Source organism: Pseudomonas sp. CFII64 (genome assembly GCF_000416235.1).
Classification (GTDB): domain Bacteria; phylum Pseudomonadota; class Gammaproteobacteria; order Pseudomonadales; family Pseudomonadaceae; genus Aquipseudomonas.
Genome location: NZ_ATLO01000025.1, coordinates 15,822 through 37,213, shown reverse-complemented (window position 1 = coordinate 37,213; position 21,392 = coordinate 15,822). Strand labels below are relative to the sequence as shown.

The window sequence follows — 21,392 nt, the reverse complement described above, 5'->3', positions numbered from 1 at the left end:
CCATTCTGATGATTAACGGGAGCCCAAATGAGCGAAGCAACGCCGCTGTCCCCCGCTGAATTCGAGCAGGCCCTGCGCGCCAAGGGCGCGTATTACCACATTTATCACCCGTTCCACGTGGCGATGTACGAAGGCCGGGCGACCCGTGAGCAGATTCAGGGGTGGGTCGCCAACCGCTTCTACTATCAGGTGAACATCCCGCTCAAGGACGCCGCGATTCTGGCCAATTGCCCGGACCGCGAGATTCGTCGCGAGTGGATTCAGCGTTTGCTGGATCACGACGGCGCGCCCGGTGAAGACGGCGGCATCGAAGCCTGGCTGCGTCTGGGACAGGCTGTCGGCCTGGACCCGGACCAGCTGCGCTCCCAGGAACTGGTGCTGCCCGGCGTGCGTTTCGCCGTGGACGCCTACGTGAACTTTGCGCGCCGGGCCAACTGGCAGGAAGCGGCGAGCAGCTCGCTGACCGAACTGTTCGCGCCGCAGATCCACCAGTCGCGCCTGGACAGCTGGCCGCAGCATTACCCGTGGATCGACCCGACCGGTTACGAATATTTCCGTACCCGCCTGGGCCAGGCGCGCCGGGACGTGGAACACGGCCTGGCGATCACGCTCAAGCATTACACGACCTACGAAGGCCAGCAGCGCATGCTGGAAATCCTGCAGTTCAAACTCGACATTTTGTGGAGCATGCTGGACGCCATGAGCATGGCCTACGAGCTGAACCGCCCGCCTTATCACAGCGTGACCGACCAACGGGTCTGGCATAAGGGAATCGCCCTATGAGTTTTGATCGAGAACAAGTCCCGCGCTGGCGTCAGGGCTATCGTTTCCAGTTCGAGCCCGCGCAAAATGGCCATGTGCTGCTGTATCCGGAAGGCATGATCAAGCTCAATGAAAGTGCCAGCGCCATCGGCGGCCTGATCGATGGCGAACGCAGCGTTTCGGCGATCATTGATGCGCTGGATCAGCAGTTCCCAGGCTTTCCCGAGCTCGGCACCGATGTCGAGCAATTCATGGAGGTCGCCCGTGGCGAACACTGGATCGAACTTGCCTGATTCGGCGCTCAGCGCATCGACTCTGGCAATGCCGCCCAAACCTGAAATCGGTTTGCCGTTGTGGCTGCTGGCCGAGCTGACCTATCGCTGCCCGCTGCAATGCCCGTATTGCTCCAACCCGCTGGACTTTGCCAAACAGGGCCAGGAATTGACCACCGAACAGTGGTTCAAGGTGATGGCCGAAGCGCGGCAGATGGGCGCGGCGCAGATCGGTTTTTCCGGCGGCGAACCGCTGGTGCGCCAGGACCTGGCCGAGCTGATCGCCGAAGCGCGCCGGTTGGGTTACTACACCAACCTGATCACTTCCGGCATCGGCCTGACTGAACAGAAAATCATCGATTTCAAGAAAGCCGGGCTCGATCACATCCAGATCAGTTTTCAGGCCAGCGACGAGCAAGTGAACAACATGCTTGCCGGCTCGAAAAAAGCCTTCGCGCAAAAGCTCGAAATGGCTCGCGCCGTGAAAAAGCATGGCTATCCGATGGTGCTGAATTTCGTCACCCATCGGCACAACATCGACAAGATCGACAAGATCATCGAGCTGTGCATCGCCCTGGAAGCGGATTTCGTCGAGCTGGCGACCTGTCAGTTCTACGGCTGGGCGCACTTGAACCGTGAAGGTTTGCTGCCGACCAAAGACCAGCTGGTGCGCGCCGAACGCGTCACCAATGAATACCGCGACAAGCTGGCAGCGGAAAATCACCCGTGCAAGCTGATCTTCGTCACCCCGGATTACTACGAAGAACGCCCCAAAGCCTGCATGAACGGCTGGGGCAGCATCTTCCTCACCGTCACCCCGGACGGCACGGCCCTGCCCTGCCACGGCGCGCGGCAGATGCCGGTGAAATTCCCCAACGTGCGCGACCACAGCATGCAGCACATCTGGTACGAGTCCTTTGGCTTCAACGTGTTTCGCGGTTACGACTGGATGCCCGAGCCATGCCGCTCGTGCGACGAGAAAGAAAAGGACTTCGGCGGTTGTCGCTGCCAGGCGTTCATGCTGACCGGCGATGCGGCCAATACCGACCCCGTGTGCAGCAAGTCGCCGAACCACGGAATGATTCTTAAAGCCCGTGAAGAAGCCGAGTATGCTACGAAGACCATTGAGCAGTTGGCCTTCCGCAATGACCGAAACTCTCGCCTTATCGCCAAATCCTGACGCCCTCAGTGCCGACGACGCGGTGGCTGCCGGGATCGACTTCGCCGAGCTGGAAGTCAGCGCGGCGGGGTTGTTCTGGAGTGAATACCGACCGCAGGACGCCGCCAGTCGTATCTGGCGCTGGTTCGCAGGCCACACCACTTGCCTGACGCCTGACGGCTTCAGCGTGCGCAGCCGGGTTTACGAATATGGCGGCGGCTCGTTCTGCCTTGCCGATGACGCGCTGGTCTTCGTCAACGAAAGCGATCAGCAGCTGTACCGCCAGCTTTTGACCGGCGGCGCCCCGCAGCAACTGACCTTCGACGACAAACGCTATGGCGACGTCCGCTTTGCCTGCGGGCAGATTCTGGCGGTCGAAGAGGATCGCGCCACGCATCGACTGGTCGCCATCGACATCGCCGACGGCACGCGTCAGCTGCTGGCCGAAGGTGCCGACTTCTACGCCGCACCAACCTTGAGCCTCGATGGGCAACGACTGGCCTGGATCGAATGGCAGCGCCCGCATCAGCCGTGGACGTCGACCTCGCTGATGTGTGCGGATCGCCTTAACGACGGCTGGTCGAAGCCGCGCTGTGTCGCGGGCTATGCCCAGGAAGAATCCCTGCAACAACCGCGCTTTGACCTACAAGGTCGGCTGTATTGCCTGACGGATCGCGGCGGTTTCTGGCAGCCGTGGGTGGAAACCGCTGAAGGTCTTGAAGCCTTGCCGGCCGCCGCAGCCGATCACTCGCCTGCGCCTTGGCAATTGGGTGGCTGCACCTGGCTGCCGCTGGGCAATGGCGGCTATCTGGCCAGCTGGTCCGAAGATGGTTTCGGTGTGTTGGGCCTGCGTGCGGCTGACGGATCACTGGAAGACTTCAGCGGTGCGTACAGCCGTTTTCGTAGCCTGGCCTTCGACGATCAATACGTGTATTGCATCGCGGCGTCGGCGGTCAGCCCTTCCGCTGTGCTGGCGATCCGTCGTGACGACCACAGCATTCAGGTGCTGGCCGGCGGCGTTGCCTTGCTACCCGCAGAACGCATCAGCCGCCCGCAATCCTTGCGTTATCCCAGCGGTGACGCTGAAGCGCATGGTTATTTCTATCCGGCCATGAACGGCGCGCCAAAGCCGCCTTTGGTGGTGTTCATCCACGGAGGCCCGACGTCCGCCTGCTACCCGGTGCTTGATCCGCGCATTCAATACTGGAGCCAGCGCGGCTTCGCCGTGGCCGACCTGAATTATCGCGGCAGCACCGGTTATGGCCGTGCCTATCGACAAAGCCTGTACCTGAACTGGGGCGTGGTGGATGTCGAAGACGCCTGCGCCGTGGTGGCGCACTTGGCCGAGCGCGGGCTGATCAACCCGGATCAGGCGTTCATTCGCGGCGGCAGCGCGGGCGGCTACACGACGCTGTGCGCCCTGGCCTTCCAGGATGTGTTCCGGGCGGGCGCGAGCCTGTATGGCGTCAGCGACCCGGTGGCGCTGGGCCAGGCGACGCATAAGTTCGAAAGCGATTACCTGGACTGGTTGATTGGCGATCCGCAAACGGACACCGAACGTTACCGCGCCAGAACGCCACTGCTGCATGCCGACCAGATCCATGTGCCGGTGATTTTCTTCCAGGGCGAGCTCGACGCCGTGGTCGTCCCGGAACAAACCCGCGCCATGCTCAAAGCCCTGCAGGACAACGGCATCCCCGCCGAAGCCCACTTCTACCCGAACGAACGCCACGGCTTCCGCCAGGCCGTCAACCAGGCGGATGCATTGGAAAAGGAATGGGCGTTTTATCGGCGGGTCATCGACGGGCGCCTGTAGGACCGGCTTCAGCCGGGAGCGCGGCATTTCTGACGATGAACATTCGCTGATTTGCCGGCGTCCTCCCGGCTGAAGCCGGTCCTACGGATCCCATGCTTGCTACCGACAGCGTGGTATCAACAACACAGCGAAATCAAATCGTGCTCCCAGTCGACAGGTGTGTCGCTTGGGGACCTCTCCCGGACAAGTCCGGTCCTACCGAGCCGTACACAACCCGGTACAGGCGATGTTACTTACGACTGGCGATGATGTAGACCGCGTGAATAATGCCCGGGAAGTAACCCAGCAGGGTCAGCAGGATGTTCAGCCAGAAGGCGCCAGCGAAACCGACTTGCATGAACACACCGACAGGTGGCAGCAGGATGGCGAAGATGATGCGAATGATGTCCATGGTGTAGCTCCAGGTAAAGCGGCTCTCATAAGCCACACAGCTAATCGACCTGCGACCAACGGCGGAGGTTCCCTAACATCTGGCTACGAGCCATTACTGCATGTGACCAGTGCGCCCGGCGCTTCACCACATCATCAAATCGCAGGCAAAGAAAACCCCGCCGAAGCGGGGCTGTACAGACTGTTTCCCTGACATCCATTTCTTCCCACCATCCTGGCAGGCTTCCCTACGTGTCCCTGTTATGTCTTGGTGCGCTTCCTGCGCTACGTCCATGGATTTAGATTAACTTTGGATCCAGTTACGCGATATGGCCAATCAGCACCAAGACATGTAAGCAAATGCTTACACGTTGTAGTCCGCGTCAGAATTGCGACGCCTCCAACAGGAACAGTGTTTCACTGCCCGCTTTGACCGACGCGCTCAGTGAATGAATACGTGGCAGCAAACGCGCGAAATAGAAGCGTGCGGTGCCCAGTTTGCTGGCGTAGAAGTCGTCCTGAGCTTCTTTGCCCAATGCGGCCTTGGCCATCATCGCCCACATGTAGGCATAGGCGGTGTAACCAAATACATGCAGATACTCCACCGAGGCCGCGCCGATTTCGTTGGCGTTGGTACGCGCGCGATCCACAACCCAATGCGTCAATTCATCCAGCGTATCCAGCGCAGCGCTTAACGGTTGAGTGAATTCCGCCTGACCAGCGTCAGAGCTGGCGATGAACTGGCGGATTTCATCGGCGAATGTTTGGTAATACGCGCCGCCGTTGGCGACGATCTTGCGCCCCATCAGGTCCAGGGCCTGAATGCCGTTGGTGCCTTCGTAGATTTGCGTGATACGCACGTCGCGCACCAGTTGCTCCTGGCCCCACTCGCGAATATAGCCATGGCCGCCGAAAACCTGCTGGCCGTGAACCGTGGTTTCCAGGCCAAGATCGGTGAGGAAGGCTTTGGCGACAGGCGTCAGCAGGGCGACCAGATCGTCGGCGCGCTGGCGGGCAGCGTCGTCTTCGCTGAACTTGGCGATGTCCAGCTGCATGGCGACGTAAGTCGAGAACGCGCGGCCGCCTTCGTTGCTTGCTTTCATGGTCAACAACATGCGACGCACGTCGGGATGGACGATGATCGGGTCGGCGATCTTGTCTTTGTGCTGCGCGCCAGTCGGCGAACGGCTTTGCAGGCGATCACGGGCGTAGTCGACAGCGTTCTGATACGAGCGCTCGCCGGACGCCAGGCCCTGGATGCCAACGCCAAGACGCTCGTAGTTCATCATGGTGAACATCGCCGCCAGGCCTTTGTTCGGTTCGCCGATCAGATAGCTGACCGCCTCGTCGAAGTTCATCACGCAGGTCGCGGACGCCTGAATCCCCATCTTGTGTTCGATGGAACCGCAGGCCACGGTGTTGCGCGCGCCCAGGCTGCCATCGGCATTGACCATGAATTTGGGCACCAGAAACAGCGAGATGCCTTTCGGGCCAGCAGGTGCGTCCGGAAGCTTGGCCAGCACCAGATGAATGATGTTTTCGGTGAGGTCGTGTTCGCCGCCGGTAATAAAAATTTTGCTGCCGGTTACCTTGTAGGAACCATCGCCTTGCGGTTCGGCCTTGGTGCGGATGATGCCCAGGTCAGTGCCGGCGTGAGCCTCGGTCAGGCACATCGAGCCACACCAGATGCCCGCGTACATGTTGGGCAGGTAAGTGGCCTTGAGTTCTTCAGTAGCGTGGGCGTTGATCGACACGCAGGCACCGGAGGTCAGCATCGGATACAGGCCGAATGCCAGGGTCGCGGAGTTGAGCATTTCCTCGACCTGAGCCGAGACCGCCTTGGGCATGCCCATGCCACCGAATTCCGGGTTACCGCCAACGCCGACCCAACCACCTTCGGCATAGGTTTGATAGGCCTGCACGAAGCCGGCTGGCGTGGTGACCACGGTGTCTTTCCAGTGGCAGCCTTCTTCATCGCCATTGCGGCTCAGCGGCGCAATGCTCTTGCTGATGACTTTGCCAGCTTCTTCGAGAATCGCTTCGACGGTTTCGGCGTCGACCGTTTCGGCCAGCGCCGGGAGCTGTGCCCAGAGTTGGGAAACGTTGAAGACTTCGTTGAGGACGAAACGCATATCGCGCAGCGGAGCTTTGTAGTCAGCCATGGCAAACCTCGCAAGAACAGGAGCAGTGCGCCTGAAAGAGTGATCCGCAGACGCTGTGCGGACCTCGGTATCGATTGGGCTGAAGTGTAACTGAACACCGGGAGCGACACATAGGGTCAAATCGTGACTATCCACCATACTTTAGTCACAGATCAGCTGTGGGCGAAAAAAAACACGGCGTTCGCAACATTGCCGTGCTTTGGGAGCACCTCGCAGTCAGCCCGCCATGCGGACCGCGCCACGTTTGTTGACGTTGCCGTTGGACATGACGCAGTTGCGGCCCGCGCCTTTGGCGGCGTACAGCGCCTGGTCGGCGACCTTGAGCACTTCTTCAGGCGTGCGGTGCTCCGGCTGACGTTCGGCGACGCCAATGCTGATGGTCACCGACACGCTGGAAGCCTGGGCGGCACCCCGGCGCTGACGGCCTTGATGATCGTCCTGCGGTCGGTTGTCATTGTTGCGCAGCAGAATGTCGTAGTTGGCGATGGACTCGCGGATCACTTCCAGATGCGGCAGGCATTCTTCCAGGGTCTTGGCGGCAAACACGATGGCGAATTCTTCGCCGCCATAACGATAAGCCTTGCCGCCGCCGCTGGTGATTTTCGACAGCTTGCTGGCCACCAGTCGCAGCACCTGATCGCCTACGTCGTGGCCGTGGGTGTCATTGAATTTCTTGAAGTGATCCACATCGCCCATCGCCAGCACATAGTTGCGACCCAGGCGTTGCATACGCTCATTGAGCGCACGGCGCCCCGGCAGGCCGGTGAGTTCGTCGCGAAAGGCCATTTGATAGGCCTCGTGAGCAACCGCCGCCGCGATCATCAACATCACCTGGCTGCACAGGATGTTCAGGGTAAACGGCAGAATGAAGGTTTTCGGCAACGCCCAGAACAGCCCGACCAATCCGACCAGCTGGGCGGCATGCAGCGGCCTCGGTTTGCGCACGTACTGCACGACCAACAGGCTGAAAGCGATCAGGAACATCAAGTAAGAAAGCTGGATCAGGCTCATCCACGCGCCATGCAGCGCGGGCCAACGGATCTCGGCGAGCCACAGGCGCAAAGCTTCCGGATAGCTTTGTTCGAGGCCTAGCGCAATGGCGCCCACGGCGACCAGCACCGCGAGCCGGGCAATCATGTCCTGAACAAGATGCGTGCGTTCTTCCCAGGCGGCGAAGACCCCGAACAACAACGGCAGCAACAGGCACACCAGATGAAAGACCACCGCGGCGTCGTCGCGAACCTTGCCGAAGTCGCGGAAATAATCGGTCTGGGTATCGAGCAGAAAGTAGGCAATGTAGACGGTGATCATCAGAAACAGCTCACGCTGGCGCCGATAGACCCCGCAATACGCGCCGCCGAGCAACAGCACCAGCGTCGGCAAAACGTTAAAAAGGGAAGTGAAAAATACGTTCAAATCCTTCACATACGCGGCCGCAAGTCCTGCAAGCAGCAAAACCAGCGATGGCAGAAAATGGCTCAAACGTGCAGATGACGGACGCAGCAAAGTGAATGTCTCCTGCCCGGCATCGAGCAAAGATCTCAGTTGATGGCATTGTGCCCTCAGCACCCTATGGCAGGCTACTTTCTTTAACGGCAGGAGATGGGAAAGGTTGATGAACGCTACCTGTTCAAACCGTAGGAGGGGTTGCGTATGGTTCGGTAGGACCGGACTTGTCCGGGAAGACGGCTGCACAGACACCGAGTTGGGTCAGCCATCAATGATGCTGGTCAAGCTGACGTCATCGGGGACAAGTCCCCTCCTACCGATAGCGGCCACAAAAAAAGCCGCTTCCCCCGAACGGAGGAAGCGGCTTTGGGTGAAGCCGGCGGGGGCTTAGTAAGCCAGGCCGAAGTCTTCTTCTTTCATGTCCATCAGGTTGGCAGCGCCCGACAGCATGGTTGCCACGTGAGTGCGGGTACGCGGCAGGATGCGCTGGAAGTAGAAGCGCGCCGTCTGCAGCTTGGCGGTGTAGAAGGCTTCTTCGGTAGTGCCCGCAGCCAGTTTTTCGGCAGCGATGCGCGCCATGTCAGCCCAGAAGTAAGCCAGGCAGGCGTAACCGGAATACATCAGGTAATCCACCGAGGCGGCACCGACTTCTTCGCGATCCTTCATGGCCGCCATGCCGACTTTCATGGTCAGCTCGCCCCACTCTTTGTTCAATGCAGCCAACGGGGTGACGAATTCCTGAACGGCTTCGACGCCTTCGTTGTTCTGGCAGAACTTGTGGACGATTTTGGTGAAGCCTTTAAGGGCCTCGCCTTGGGTCATCAACACTTTGCGGCCCAGCAGGTCCAGCGCCTGGATGCCGGTCGTGCCTTCGTACAGCATGGAAATGCGGCTGTCGCGAACGTTCTGCTCCATGCCCCACTCGGCGATGAAGCCGTGGCCGCCGTAGATTTGCACGCCGTGGTTGGCGGACTCGAAGCCCACTTCAGTCATGAACGCTTTGGCAATCGGCGTCATGAACGCCAGCAGTGCGTCGGCTTGCTTCTTGGCTTCTTCGTCCTGCCCGTACTTGACGATGTCCACCAGTTTGGCGGTGAAGTACACCATCGCGCGGTTGCCTTCGGCGAAGGCCTTCATGGTCAACAGCATGCGGCGCACGTCAGGGTGAACGATGATCGGGTCAGCGGCTTTTTCAGGCGCTTTCGGGCCGGTCAACGAGCGCATTTGCAGGCGATCGCGAGCGTATTTCAGGCCGCCCTGGAAGCCGATCTCGGCGTGGGCCAGACCTTGCAATGCAGTGCCCAGACGCGCGGTGTTCATGAAGGTGAACATGCAGTTCAGGCCTTTGTTCGCCGGGCCGATCAGGAAACCGGTGGCCGCGTCGAAGTTCATCACGCAGGTCGCGTTGCCGTGGATACCCATCTTGTGTTCCAGGGAACCGCAGGTCACAGCGTTGCGTTCGCCAATGCTGCCGTCAGCGTTGGGCATGAACTTGGGCACGATGAACAGCGAAATACCTTTGGTGCCAGCCGGCGCGTCCGGCAGGCGGGCCAGCACGATGTGGACGATGTTGTCGGCCATGTCGTGTTCGCCGGCAGAAATGAAGATCTTGGTGCCGCTGACACGGTACGAGCCATCAGCCTGAGGCTCGGCCTTGGTGCGCAGCATGCCCAGGTCGGTGCCGCAATGCGGTTCGGTCAGGCACATGGTGCCGGTCCATTCACCGGACACCAGCTTGGTCAGGTAAGCGTGACGCTGCTCTTCGGTGCCGTGCTCGGAAATGGTGTTCATCGCGCCATGAGACAGGCCGGGGTACATGCCCCACGACCAGTTGGCTTCGCCGACCATTTCGCTGACCGCAAGACCGAGGGACTCAGGCAAACCCTGGCCGCCATGCTCGATGTCATGGGCCAGGCTTGGCCAGCCGCCTTCGACGAACTGCTTGTAGGCTTCCTTGAAACCGGTCGGCGTTTTCACGCCCGATTCACTCCAGGTGCAGCCTTCGGTATCACCGACACGATTCAGCGGCGCCAGAACCTGCTCACAAAACTTGGCGCCTTCTTCAAGAATGGCGTCAACCATGTCGGGAGTAGCGTCCTGGCAAGCCGGCAGACTTTGATAGTGCGCTTCGTAGCCGAGCAGTTCGTCACGAACGAAGCGAATATCACGCAAGGGGGCCTTGTAGTCAGGCATAGCGATAAACCTCTGCTGTTGAATCCTGGAATGTATGACCGATCGGTCGCTGCGGGAAGGTTCCCCAACCACCGGACAAACTCGGATGCCTAGCGGTCAAACAGGTGTTTGAAACATACGTTTACGCCTGGAGCTTGTCAAGCATGCGTAACGCGCCGTTCATCGTCGACCTGGCTACACACCTTGCAGGCAAAGGCATGCAGCGAAGGATGAAGCATCCGTCGATGGTTTGAGTCTAGTTGGGCGAGTGGGTGCAACAGACAAGATAGGTGCGCGTGATGACAGGGGATTCAGCACGCAGCGCCGTGCACGATTGCACGGCGAGAAGGGTCGATCAGGCGTAAGTATCGATCAGGGTACCAAGGGCTTCGTCGCTGGCTTTTTGCACCGCTGCGCCCGCTTGAAACTGGGACTTGGCGGACTCAAGCTCGACGATGTTGGCAGGCAGCTCGCTGCGCTGGGAACGATCGACGGAACGCAGATTTTCCAGCTGGAAATCCGAAGACTGGCTTCTGCCGGAGACTTCGATATTGCTGCTGGCGATCTGAGTGGCCGCTTGATCGACACGAGATTGCCCGACCTGCATCGCGCTGAGGCCTGGATACAACGTGTTGTTCATGGTGATTTGCATGTGTCGATCCTCCTGTTCTGATAACGAACACCTGCTATTGAAGCAGTAAAGCTGGCAAATAGCCTGACAATCAGACTAATGGCACTTCGCCGCCTCATAGACTGAGTCTTGGCATGCTCCAACTCAAGCGCGCAAATGTTACCAAGCGTGGCAGAGAGTGACAGCCCGGTGCTCATTCGCCTGAAAACGGTGCACCACGCAGCGCGCTCGAATCAGGCTATACCTAGTCTACGCAGGCGCCCGTGGCGACGATGGTCAAAATGTGTGCAGTGGCGCACATCCTGCATTATTTCCTCAACCTCCTTCAGTGGATTCGGCCGACCCAAGACCTCCCATGCGCCCAAAGGAACTCAAACACTGGACCACCGGCATCGCCCACCTCCTCGATCTGCCGATGGGGGCTGCGCGGCTGAGTGGCTTGAGCCAATGGCTGAAGCACATATGCCCGGTCGACCATTTCGTGCTGTTCGTGTATCAGGGCAATCACCGGCCGCTGGCTTTGTTCGATACCTTCACGCCTGACAAGCGCAAGATCTATGTCGATGACTACCAATGCGGGCCTTACCTGCTCGACCCGTTCTATCTGGCCTGCACTCGCCGCCAACCGCCCGGCCTGTGGCGCTTGCGGCAGTTCGCGCCCGACCACTTCTACCTGAGCGAGTATTACCTGGCGTATTACCAGCAGACCGGTCTGGCCGAAGAAGTGGCGTTTTTTGTCGACCTGGGCGACGACACCACGGCGGTGTTGTCGCTGATGCGCGCCACGTCCAGCTGCGCTTTCAGCCGTGACGAATTGCAGTTGATGGACTGTGCGCAACCCATCGTCGAGCAAATCATCGGCGAGGCGTGGAGCCAGTTCCATGCCGACAAGCCGCGTCCGGCGCAGGATCTGGACTTCAAGATCCACGCCGCATTCGATCATTTCGGCGCGCATATCCTGACCGGTCGCGAACAGGAAATCGTCCGCCTGCTGCTGCGCGGCCACTCCAGCGCCTCGGTGGCCGAGCAACTGTCGATCAGCCCCGGCACCGTGAAAATCCACCGCAAGAATATCTACGCCAAGCTGGGTATCTGCAGCCAGTCGGAGCTGCTTGGGCTGTTCATTCGCGAGCTGGCCGGGCCGGAGATGGCGGCGACGGGGTAGTACGCCTGTAACTACGGAACACCGCCCCATAGGACTGGCTAACTTCCCGTAGGATTGGCTAACACCCCGTAGGACCGGCTTTAGCCGGGAGGAGTCCGATACATCCGCAGCAGATCCGTCGTCAGCCCTTGCGCCCTCCCGGCTAAAGCCGGTCCTACGGATCCGGTGTTGGTCTCGCGTCGAATTTAAATCCCGGCGCCTCTATCCCCCAAGGGATATATACAGTGCAAAACCCCGGTTGCTAGTTTGATCGCCATTGCAGAGACCGATGCACTGGAAATCACGCGAGCGCCGACGATGAGTGACAACAGCCACGCCAACGATATCGAGTTCCGCCACGTAGAAAAGCTCTACGGCAATCTGAAAGCCGTCAACGACCTGAGTTTTCAGGTGCGGCGCGGTACCTTTCATTCGTTTCTGGGCGGCTCCGGCTGCGGCAAGACCACCACGTTGCGGATGATTGCCGGTTTCGATCAGCCCAGTTCCGGCGAAGTGTTGCTGGCGGGCAAGAACGTTGCGGGCGTGCCGGCTTTTCAGCGTCCGGTGAACATGGTGTTCCAGCATTACGCGTTGTTCCCGCACATGACCGTCGCCGAGAACATTGCCTACGGCCTGCGCTACAGAAACCCACGCCCGGACAAGAAAGAGCAACGTCGTCTGGCGGATGAAGCCCTGGAGATGGTGCGCCTCAATGGCCTCGGGCATCGCAAGCCCAGCGAGTTGTCCGGCGGCCAGCAACAGCGGGTGGCGCTGGCCCGCGCGTTGGTCAACAAGCCCACAGTGTTGCTGCTGGACGAACCGCTGGCCGCGCTGGATCGCAAGCTGCGCAAGGAAATGCAGTCGGAGCTGCTGCGCTTGCAGCGGGAAGTGGGGATTACCTTTGTGTTGGTGACTCACGACCAGGAAGAAGCGCTGTCCATGAGCGACAGCATCAGCGTGATGCACAGCGGCTCGATCATCCAGACCGCGACCCCGGAACAACTCTACGAAGCGCCGGCCAATCGTTACGTGGCGGACTTCATCGGCGAATCCAATCTGTTCAACGGCACAGTCCGGCATTTGACTGGCAACTCGGTGGTCTTGCGCACCGATCAGGGCCTCGAACTGACCAGTCCGCAAACCCCGACCGGCCTGGCGCTGAGCGCCAACACACCGGGCTGCATCGCGGTGCGACCGGAACTGATCAGCATTGCCGCGCCTAACGGTCTGCTGGCCCGCGACGTGACGCTGAACGGCTGCGTCGAGGACCGGATTTATCTGGGCAACCTTACTGAATACCGGGTGCGCACCGAGCCGTTCGGCATCGTCTGCGTGCGGGTGCCGCGCCATCTGGGTCAAGCCGGTCCGGGCACCGATTTCGGCGGTTTTGAACACGGCGCCGCAGTGCGCGTCGGCTGGGATAACGCCAGCGGCCTGGCCATGGCTTTGTAGCCGCATCACACACCGCTACTCACTTTCGAACATACCTCAGACCGGGAGATTGCCATGGACCAGAAGACTTTTATCAAGACGATGCGCAGCTGGCAGAACGGCTCGATCAGTCGTCGCGAATTTCTCGGGCGCACCGGTCTGGGCGTCGCCGCCGCCGTGGTCGCCACCAACATGCCTGGCTTGTTGATGGGCACCAGGGATTCCAGCGCAGGCGCGGCGGAAAAGAATATTGGTGATCGTCTCGGCCTGGCGACCTGGCCCAATTACCACAGCCAGGACAATCTGGATGCCTTCGCCAAAACCACCGGCGCTCGCGTGGCCATGAGCGTGTTCGGTTCCAACGAAGAAATGCTCGCCAAGTTGCAGGCCGGCGGCAGCGGTTGGGACGTGATGGTGCCGACCAACTACACCATCAGCACCTACGTGAAACTGGGTTTGATCGAACCGCTGGACCTGTCGCGCATCCCCAATTTCGACCCTAAAGCCTTCCAGGAAAAATTCATGGCGCAGGGCACCGTCGACGGCAAGGTCTACGCCGTGCCGAAAAACTGGGGCACCACCGGCATGGCCTACGACAGCGCCAAGCTCAAGGCCAAACCGACCTCATGGAAAGAGTTCTGGGCGCTGGCGCAAGGTGAAGGCAGCGGCCGCACCATGATTCACGACTACCAGTTGACCGCCATCGGCAATGCGCTGAAATCATTTGGCTACAGCTTCAACTCCCTTGATCCGAAGGAGTTGGCCGACGCGGAAAAACTGCTGATCGAGGTCAAGCCACACCTGTTCGCGATCAACTCCGACATTCAGCCGTCGATGCGCAGTGGCGACGCGGTTCTGGCCATGTCGTGGACCGGCGATGCCTCGCAGTTGCACCGCGACATCCCGACCATGCAATACGCGCTGGGCAAGGAAGGCGGCGAATTGTGGAGCGATTTCTTCGCCATTCCCAAAGGCGCCGAGCACCGTGATGCAGCGTATGCCTTCATCAATTACCTGCTCGATCCGCAGCACAACAAGCTCGAAGTGTTGAGCCACGGTTATCCGAGCGGCGACAAGCGCGTCGATGCCCTGCTGCCCACGGCGATGCTCAGCGATCCGATCATGTACCCGGCCGCCGAGCAGTTGAGCCCGCTGGAGTTCGGTGCAGCAGCAACGCTGACCAGCCCGTTGCGCGCCGAATTGATGGCCCGTTTCAAATCCGCCTGATCCCTCGCCATGCGCAGCAAGGACCCGTCCATGAACGCCGTTGCCTCATCCGAAACGCTTCTTGATGAAGCCGACGCCTCGCCTGCGCAACTCGCCCAGGCCGAGGGCAAACGCCGCAGTCTGCGGCGACGCATCACGATGCTGATGTTGCTGCCGTCGACCCTGTGGTTCTTGCTGCTGTTGGTGATGCCGCTGTTGATCATTCTGGTGTTCAGCTTTGGTGAGCGCAGTGCTGTCGGCGGTTATGCCGGCGGCCTGACGCTCGCCAACTACTTAAACCTGAGTTCCCGGGCCGCTGCGTTCAGCAATACGCTGACAATGGCGCCGCTGGGGACGCTGGTGTGTTTACTGGCAGCGTATCCGCTGGCCTATTTCCTGGCGGTGCGCGCCGGCAAGAATCGCGCGCTGCTGTTGACGCTGGTGATCGTGCCGTTCTGGACCAGCTTCCTGATTCGCACCTACGCGTGGATTTTCATCCTCAGCGGCAAAGGCATTCCGGCCATGCTCGCCAGCCTCGGGCTGGACGGCGTGCGCTTGATCAACACGCCGACGGCGGTGTTGATCGGCATCGTCTATGGCTACTTGCCGCTGATGGTGTTCCCGATCTATGTCAGCCTGGAAAAACTCGACAAACGCCTGCTCGAAGCCTCCGCCGATCTGGGCGCCAGCGCGTTCGAAAGCTTTCGGCGCATCACCTTGCCGCTGTCGGCACCGGGAATCATCACCGGGGTCATGCTGGTGTTCATCCTGTTGATGGGCGAGTTCCTGATCCCGGCGATTCTCGGCGGCGGCAAAGTGTTCTTCGTCGGCAATGCACTGGTCGACCTGTTCCTGCAATCGCGCAACTGGCCGTTTGGTAGCGCTCTGGCGATGACGCTGGTGGCCATCATGCTGGCGATCATCGGCGTCTACCTGAAACTGGTGAAACGCTACGGCGGCACCCCCGGCGATGGAGCCTTGTGACATGTGGCTACGCAGCTATTCCACCTCGCTGTACCTGTTCCTGTACGCGCCGATTGCGCTGATCATGCTGTTCAGTTTCAACGCCGGGCGCAGCGGGCTGGCCTTCGAATGCTGCTCGGTGCAGTGGTTCGGCCGCGCGTTCAGCAACCCGTTCATCATGGAAGCGTTGGGCAACAGCGCGATGATCGCCACCTGTTCGGCGGTGCTGGCGACGTTGTTCGGCACCTTGGCGGTGTTCGGCCTACAACGCGCCGGACGCAAGGTCCGCCTTCTGTTCGACGTGCTGACCTATTGCTCGATCATCATTCCCGGCATCGTCATCGGCATCTCGACGCTGATCGCCTTCATCAGTCTGTTCGATGTCCTCAACCCGTTGCTCGCCAGCCTTATTCCGGGCATGCCGCGCCTGAACATGGGCTTCTTCACGGTGATCGCCGCGCATTCGTTGTTCACCATGGCGCTGGTCATGGTCATCGTGCGCAGCCGGGTGGATTCGCTGGACAAAGCGTTGCAGGAAGCCTCCGCCGACTTGTATGCACCGCCGCTGGAAACCTTCTGGCGCGTGACCTTGCCGCAAATCACTCCGGCGATCCTGGCCGGCTTCCTGCTGGCGTTCACCTTCAGCTTCGACGATTTCATCATCGCGTTCTTTGTCGCCGGCCCGGAAACCACCTTGCCGATCTACATCTTTTCCTCGATCCGCCGGGGCGTGACGCCTGAGATCAACGCGGTTTCCACGGTGATCATCTGCGTGTCGCTGGCCCTGCTGTTCACTTCCCGTTACTTGCAGAACCGTCGCACAGGAGCCTCACATGCGTGATCAGTTGTACATCAACGGCGAGTGGGTCAGCCCGGACCTGGGCGGTTATCTGGATGTCATCGATCCGGCGACCGAGCAGACGTTGCAACGGGTCGCGGCAGGCACCGAGGAAGATATCGATCATGCGGTGCGCGCTGCACGTCGGGCATTCGACAGTGGCTGGAGCCAGAGCAGCGGCGCCGAGCGTGCGGTGTGGCTGGAAACCCTGGCCGACGAGCTGCAAAACAGTCAGGACAGCATCGCCCGGCTGGAGGTCAGCGATAACGGCAAGCCGCTGCCCGAAGCGCAATGGGACATCGCCGACGCGATTGGCTGTTTTCGCTATTACGCAGGCCTCGCGCGGGAGCTGGACGGCCGGCAGGATCAGCCGCTCGCGTTGCCGGACGCGCGTTTTCGCTGTCGCACGCGCCTTGAGCCGATTGGCGTCGCCGGGCAGATCATTCCGTGGAATTACCCGCTGCTGATGGCCGCCTGGAAAGTCGCTCCCGCGCTGGCCGCTGGCGCAACCGTGGTGTTGAAACCGTCGGAACTGACGCCGCTGACCGCTCTGGAACTGGCCGCCGCCGCCGACCGCATCGGTTTGCCCGCTGGCGTACTTAACGTCGTCACCGGGCTGGGCAGTGATGCAGGAAGCCCGCTGACGCTGCATCCCGGCGTCGACAAACTGGCCTTCACCGGCAGCGTGCCCACCGGGGCGAAAATCATGTCGGCGGCGGCCAGCGACATCAAGAACATCAGCCTGGAGCTGGGCGGCAAATCGGCGTTCATCGTGTTTGATGACGCGGATGTCGAGGCGGCGGTGGAATGGATTCTGTTCGGGATTTTCTGGAATCAGGGCCAGGTGTGCAGCGCCACGTCGCGCTTGTTGGTTCAGGAAAACATCGCGCCGCGCCTCATCGAAAAACTGGTCGAGGAGACACGCAAAATCACCATCGGCCCCGGCATGGAACCGGGCGTGTTGCTAGGCCCGCTGGTGAGCAAGAGCCAATACGAGAAGGTGCTGGGCTTTATCGACCAAGGCCAGGCCAGCGGCGCGAAGCTGCTGACCGGCGGCAAACGTCCAAAGCATCTGGCGCAGGGTTATTTCATGGAGCCGGCAATTTTCGACGAGCCGGCCGAAAACAGCATCGTCTGGCGCGAAGAAATCTTTGGCCCGGTGCTGTGCATCAAACGCTTCAAGCATGAACAGCAAGCGCTGCAAATGGCCAACGCCAGCCGCTTCGGCCTTGCCGCCGCCGTGATGAGCGCCGATCCACAACGCGCCACCCGCGTGGCCAACCAGCTGCGCGCCGGGATCATCTGGGTCAACTGCTCACAACCGACCTTCGTCGAAGCGCCCTGGGGCGGCATGAAACACAGCGGCATCGGCCGCGAACTGGGCCAATGGGGTCTGGACAATTACCTGGAGGTCAAACAAATCACCGAATACCTCGGCGAAGAGCCTTGGGGTTGGTATTTGAAATGAACCCGCGACGACAGATCCGGTAGCAATAGGAAGGACTAATCCAGCAACTCCAGATGCAGATACTCCGCCACCGCTTCGGCGCTGGGTTTCTTCAGGCGGGGCACGCGGCCCAGGCAGGGCGCGGGCAGGCGTTCGGCGAGGGTCGCGAGATTTTCTTCCAGGCGCGAGGTTTTGGCGTCGACGATATTGGCGACCCAACCGGCCAGTTGCAGCCCGTCCTGGGCAATGGCCTCGGCGCTGAGCAGCGCGTGATTAATGCACCCCAGACGCACGCCAACCACCAGAATCACCGGCAATTGCAGCGCGACGGCAAGATCGGACAGGTTGGCCTGATCCGCCAACGGCACGCGCCAGCCGCCAGCGCCTTCGATCAGGCTGAAATCGGCATTGCGCGCCAGCAGCAGACGCATCGGTTTAAGCAGCCCTTGCACCGTCAACGCCACGCCCGCCTCCCGCGCTGCCAGATGGGGAGCGATGGCGGGTTCGAAGGCGACGGGGTTGACCTCGTCGTAACTCACGGCGACCGAGCATTGCGCCAGCAGCGCCAGCGCGTCGTCGTTGCGCAAACCATTGGGCGTCACTGCGCTGCCGGAGGCAACCGGTTTGCCCGCTACCGTGCTCAATCCTGCCTGTCGCGCGGCATACAACAGGCCAGCGGCGACCGTGGTTTTACCCACATCGGTATCGGTTCCCGCGATGAAGTACGCACGGCTCATCTCGGCATTCCTCTGCTGCATCCTAAGTTCACCGGCTTTTTTCCAGCACGGTGTAAACCACCTGATACGTCGCCGGCAAGCCTTCGGGCTGACGGAAGCGCTCGTAAGCGTCGATCAGCGCCAGTATCCGCGCGCGGCCGGTCAAGCCGCCTGGCCTGCCCGGATTGAGATTGTGCGCGCCCAGGGCTTTCAGCTCGTGGGTCAGGTTGCGAACGTCCGGGTAATGCAGAACATGCGGCTGCACCTGCAGAGAGCTTAGGCGCAACCCGCTCAACTCGCACAACCGCTGATAATCCTGCAATTGCCGGAAGCGATTGACGTGCACCAGACCGTCGACCGTTTGCCAGCTGTCACGCAGCTCATACAGCGTACCGACGCACAGACTGGCGAAAGCGAACACCCCGCCAGGCTGCAACACCCGCCTGGCTTCGCTGAGCACTGCGGCAAAATCCGCGCACCACTGCACCGCCAGACTGGAGAAAATCAGCTCGCAGCTGGCATCGCGCAACGGCAAGCGCTCGGCATCGCCAGCGACAAAATGTTCGGCACCACCCAAAGGCTGTGCATGACGCAACATGCCTTCGGCAATATCCAGCGCCACGCCGTGGCCCTGGGGGAATTTTTCGCTCAACGCCCGGCTGAAATAACCGGTGCCGCAGCCCAGATCGAGCCAGCGTTGCGGCTGCAAATCCTGCGGTAAACGCGACAGCAGCTCACTGCCCACGTCGCGCTGCAACTGGGCGACGCTGTCGTAACTGCCCGCCGCGCGGGAAAACGATGCGGCTACCTGGCGCTTGTCAGGCAAACCGCCCGGCAACCTCGGATGGGATAAATCAGTCATCACCGGACTCATGTAAAAACGCCTGGATCGCCGCCGCGACACCGTGAGGATTTTCCAGGAGGAAAGCGTGGCTGGCCTGCTCGATGACGCCAACTTCGACGTCAGGTAACAGCGCCAGCAAATCGCCCGCTGCTTCAGCGGGCACGAACGCATCAAGCCCGGCAAACAGATGCAGCTGCGGGCCGCGAAATGTCTGCAGGGCGCTGCGGGTATCCAGTTGTTCCAGCAATTGCAGGCCGTGGATCAGCGCACTCGTCGAACCGTGAGGTGCGCCGGCCTTGAGCAGGCGCGAAATGCCGCGCGGATCTTCAGCACCTTGGGCGCACAACAAACTGAATCGCTTGAGCGTGCCATCAGGATCGTCAATGCAACCGGCCAGGAACGCGTCGAAATCCCCCGCCGCCATAGCGTTGGGCCAGGCGCCGCGCGTCACGAAACAGGTATTGCTCGCCAGCGTCACCAGCCCGCAGCAACGCTCGCCGCGCCGCGCCGCCAGTTCGGCGGCCAACATGCCACCCAACGACCAGCCGCCCAGCCAGGCGTTGTCCGGCAGATTGGCGTCCAGTTCATCGAGCCATTCCTGCGGATCGCTGCTTTCCAGCTCCGGCAGCGGCTCGATTTCCACGCGCAGATGCTCGTCCAGGCCACGCAAGGCAGCGGCCAATGGCTCCAGCGGCGAAATGCCCAAACCCCAACCGGGTAGCAGGATCAACTGATCACGCATGATGTGGCTCCACCGAATCGCGCTTATCCAGCAGCGGGTAACACTGCGCCAATGCATTCAACAATAGCTGCACTTGCGCCTGCGTGTGGGCGGCGGAAAAGGTCACCCGCAAACGCGCGCTGCCCGCAGGCACGGTGGGCGGCCGGATCGCCGTCACCAGCACGCCGCAGTCACGCAACATCTGCGACAGGCGCATGGCGCGACCGGCATCGCCGATCAGGATCGGCTGGATCGGCGTGAAGCTGTCCAGCAGGGTCAGGCCGATCTGTTCGGCACCGCTGCGAAACTGGGCGATCAAGCGGGCCAGGTGCTCACGGCGCCAATGTTCGGTGCGCAGCAGCTCAAGGCTTTTCAGCGTCGCGCAGGCCAGGCCCGGTGGCTGGCTGGTGGTGTAAATGTAAGGGCGGGAAAACTGAATCATGCTTTCGATCAGCTCTTCGCTGCCGGCCACAAACGCCCCGGCCGTGCCGAACGCCTTACCCAGCGTGCCGATCAACACCGGCACGTCATCGATGCCCAGACCGAAATGCTCAACGATGCCGCCACCATTGGCACCCAGCGGGCCGAAGCCGTGCGCGTCGTCGACCATCAGCCAGGCGCCTTTGGCCTTCGACGTTTGCGCCAGCGCAGGCAGGTCCGCCAGATCGCCATCCATGCTGAACACGCCATCGGTGACCACCAGCGTGTCGCCGCTGGCTTTCTGCAGACGCGCGGCAAGGCTCTCGGCGTCGTTATGCAGATAACGGGAAAACCGCGCGCCACTGAGCAAACCGGCGTCCAGCAGCGAAGCGTGATTGAGCCGGTCTTCCAGCACCGTATCGCCCTGCCCGACCAGCGCCGTCACGGCACCGAGGTTGGCCATGTAGCCATTGGAAAACAGCAGCGCCCGCGGCCGGCCGGTCATGTCCGCCAGCGCCAGTTCGAGTTCGTGGTGCGGGCCGCTGTGGCCGATCACCAGATGCGAAGAACCGCCGCCAACGCCCCATTTCTCGGCACCGGCCTGCCACGCGGCGATCACCTCGGGATGATTGGCCAGGCCCAGATAATCGTTGTTGCAGAACGCCAGCAGCGGCTGCCCATCCACTACCACCTCAGGCCCTTGCGGGCTTTGCAGCAACGGGCGCTGGCGATAGAGATTGTCAGCACGGCGGGCAGCGAGACGTGCGAGAAGATCGAAGGACATGCAGGCCTCGGGGGAAATTTAAACTCCCGTAGGACCGGCTTCAGTCGGGAGAGGGCCAGTACATCCAACGCATTCTTTGCGTCAGC

The 21,392-nt window shown here is 61.0% G+C and carries 19 protein-coding genes; 10 read left to right on the top strand and 9 right to left on the bottom strand.

Annotated features, from left to right (window positions below; all coding sequences use genetic code 11):
• The first annotated feature begins 27 nt into the window (after positions 1-27).
• The 4 genes from pqqC to CFII64_RS11150 are packed head-to-tail and all read left to right on the top strand — an operon-like array spanning position 28 to position 4,009.
• Entirely contained in the window at positions 28-783 is a 756-nt protein-coding gene (gene pqqC, locus CFII64_RS11165; RefSeq protein ID WP_020290883.1) for a pyrroloquinoline-quinone synthase PqqC, read from the top strand.
• Positions 780-1,055, top strand: coding sequence for a pyrroloquinoline quinone biosynthesis peptide chaperone PqqD (gene pqqD / locus CFII64_RS11160; protein ID WP_020290882.1), 276 nt, complete (start codon positions 780-782; stop codon positions 1,053-1,055). Before pqqC ends, pqqD begins: the two co-directional genes overlap by 4 nt.
• Positions 1,027-2,214, top strand: a complete 1,188-nt coding sequence (gene pqqE, locus CFII64_RS11155) for a pyrroloquinoline quinone biosynthesis protein PqqE (protein ID WP_044901306.1) — start codon at positions 1,027-1,029, stop codon at positions 2,212-2,214. The genes pqqD and pqqE overlap by 29 nt, the downstream gene beginning before the upstream one ends.
• The gene (locus CFII64_RS11150; RefSeq protein WP_020290880.1) at positions 2,180-4,009 is read left to right on the top strand and encodes a S9 family peptidase; all 1,830 of its coding nucleotides are present in this window, start codon (positions 2,180-2,182) and stop codon (positions 4,007-4,009) included. The genes pqqE and CFII64_RS11150 overlap by 35 nt, the downstream gene beginning before the upstream one ends.
• 229 nt (positions 4,010-4,238) lie before the next feature.
• On the opposite strand, the gene CFII64_RS11145 is transcribed toward CFII64_RS11150, so the two are convergent.
• The 5 genes from CFII64_RS11145 to CFII64_RS11125 form a co-directional block, all read right to left on the bottom strand.
• Entirely contained in the window at positions 4,239-4,400 is a 162-nt protein-coding gene (locus CFII64_RS11145; RefSeq protein ID WP_020290879.1) for a YqaE/Pmp3 family membrane protein, read from the bottom strand.
• Between the two features lie 361 nt (positions 4,401-4,761).
• A complete protein-coding gene (locus tag CFII64_RS11140) occupies positions 4,762-6,540 on the bottom strand; it encodes an acyl-CoA dehydrogenase C-terminal domain-containing protein (RefSeq protein ID WP_020290877.1) in 1,779 nt (592 codons plus the stop codon).
• Between the two features lie 216 nt (positions 6,541-6,756).
• The gene (locus tag CFII64_RS11135; RefSeq protein WP_020290876.1) at positions 6,757-8,046 is read right to left on the bottom strand and encodes a diguanylate cyclase; all 1,290 of its coding nucleotides are present in this window, start codon (positions 8,044-8,046) and stop codon (positions 6,757-6,759) included.
• Between the two features lie 330 nt (positions 8,047-8,376).
• Positions 8,377-10,182, bottom strand: a complete 1,806-nt coding sequence (locus CFII64_RS11130) for a phenylacyl-CoA dehydrogenase (protein WP_020290875.1) — start codon at positions 10,180-10,182, stop codon at positions 8,377-8,379.
• Between the two features lie 334 nt (positions 10,183-10,516).
• On the bottom strand, positions 10,517-10,813 hold the full coding sequence (locus CFII64_RS11125; RefSeq protein ID WP_020290874.1) for a hypothetical protein: 297 nt from the start codon (positions 10,811-10,813) through the stop codon (positions 10,517-10,519).
• Positions 10,814-11,147: 334 nt separating this feature from the next.
• On the opposite strand from CFII64_RS11125, the gene CFII64_RS11120 reads away from it, so the two are divergent.
• From CFII64_RS11120 to CFII64_RS11095, 6 genes are all read left to right on the top strand, one after another.
• Positions 11,148-11,957 (top strand): helix-turn-helix transcriptional regulator, encoded by an 810-nt coding sequence (locus tag CFII64_RS11120; protein WP_020290873.1) that lies wholly within the window; start codon positions 11,148-11,150, stop codon positions 11,955-11,957.
• A 297-nt stretch (positions 11,958-12,254) separates the two neighbouring features.
• Complete coding sequence (locus CFII64_RS11115) at positions 12,255-13,388, top strand: ABC transporter ATP-binding protein (protein ID WP_020290872.1); 1,134 nt, start codon at positions 12,255-12,257, stop codon at positions 13,386-13,388.
• 54 nt (positions 13,389-13,442) lie between these two features.
• On the top strand, positions 13,443-14,594 hold the full coding sequence (locus tag CFII64_RS11110; protein WP_020290871.1) for a PotD/PotF family extracellular solute-binding protein: 1,152 nt from the start codon (positions 13,443-13,445) through the stop codon (positions 14,592-14,594).
• A gap of 30 nt (positions 14,595-14,624) precedes the next feature.
• Complete coding sequence (locus CFII64_RS11105) at positions 14,625-15,557, top strand: ABC transporter permease (RefSeq protein WP_020290870.1); 933 nt, start codon at positions 14,625-14,627, stop codon at positions 15,555-15,557.
• Position 15,558: 1 nt separating this feature from the next.
• Positions 15,559-16,377, top strand: a complete 819-nt coding sequence (locus CFII64_RS11100; RefSeq protein ID WP_020290869.1) for an ABC transporter permease — start codon at positions 15,559-15,561, stop codon at positions 16,375-16,377.
• The gene (locus CFII64_RS11095) at positions 16,370-17,842 is read left to right on the top strand and encodes an aldehyde dehydrogenase family protein (RefSeq protein ID WP_020290868.1); all 1,473 of its coding nucleotides are present in this window, start codon (positions 16,370-16,372) and stop codon (positions 17,840-17,842) included. The genes CFII64_RS11100 and CFII64_RS11095 overlap by 8 nt, the downstream gene beginning before the upstream one ends.
• Before the next feature lie 35 nt (positions 17,843-17,877).
• Here CFII64_RS11095 and bioD read toward each other — a convergent pair whose 3' ends face one another.
• Genes bioD through bioF form a run of 4 tightly spaced genes read right to left on the bottom strand, consistent with a single transcriptional unit; the run spans position 17,878 to position 21,306 of the window.
• Positions 17,878-18,558, bottom strand: a complete 681-nt coding sequence (gene bioD / locus CFII64_RS11090; protein WP_020290867.1) for a dethiobiotin synthase — start codon at positions 18,556-18,558, stop codon at positions 17,878-17,880.
• Positions 18,559-18,586: 28 nt separating this feature from the next.
• Positions 18,587-19,399 carry a malonyl-ACP O-methyltransferase BioC gene (gene bioC / locus CFII64_RS11085; protein WP_020290866.1) on the bottom strand — a complete coding sequence of 271 codons (813 nt, stop codon included), beginning with the start codon at positions 19,397-19,399 and terminating at the stop codon, positions 18,587-18,589.
• A complete protein-coding gene (locus CFII64_RS11080) occupies positions 19,392-20,123 on the bottom strand; it encodes an alpha/beta fold hydrolase (protein ID WP_020290865.1) in 732 nt (243 codons plus the stop codon). The genes bioC and CFII64_RS11080 overlap by 8 nt, the downstream gene beginning before the upstream one ends.
• Positions 20,116-21,306: an 8-amino-7-oxononanoate synthase gene (bioF, locus tag CFII64_RS11075; RefSeq protein ID WP_020290864.1), complete on the bottom strand. Its 1,191-nt coding sequence runs from the start codon at positions 21,304-21,306 to the stop codon at positions 20,116-20,118. The genes CFII64_RS11080 and bioF overlap by 8 nt, the downstream gene beginning before the upstream one ends.
• Positions 21,307-21,392: the final 86 nt, after the last annotated feature.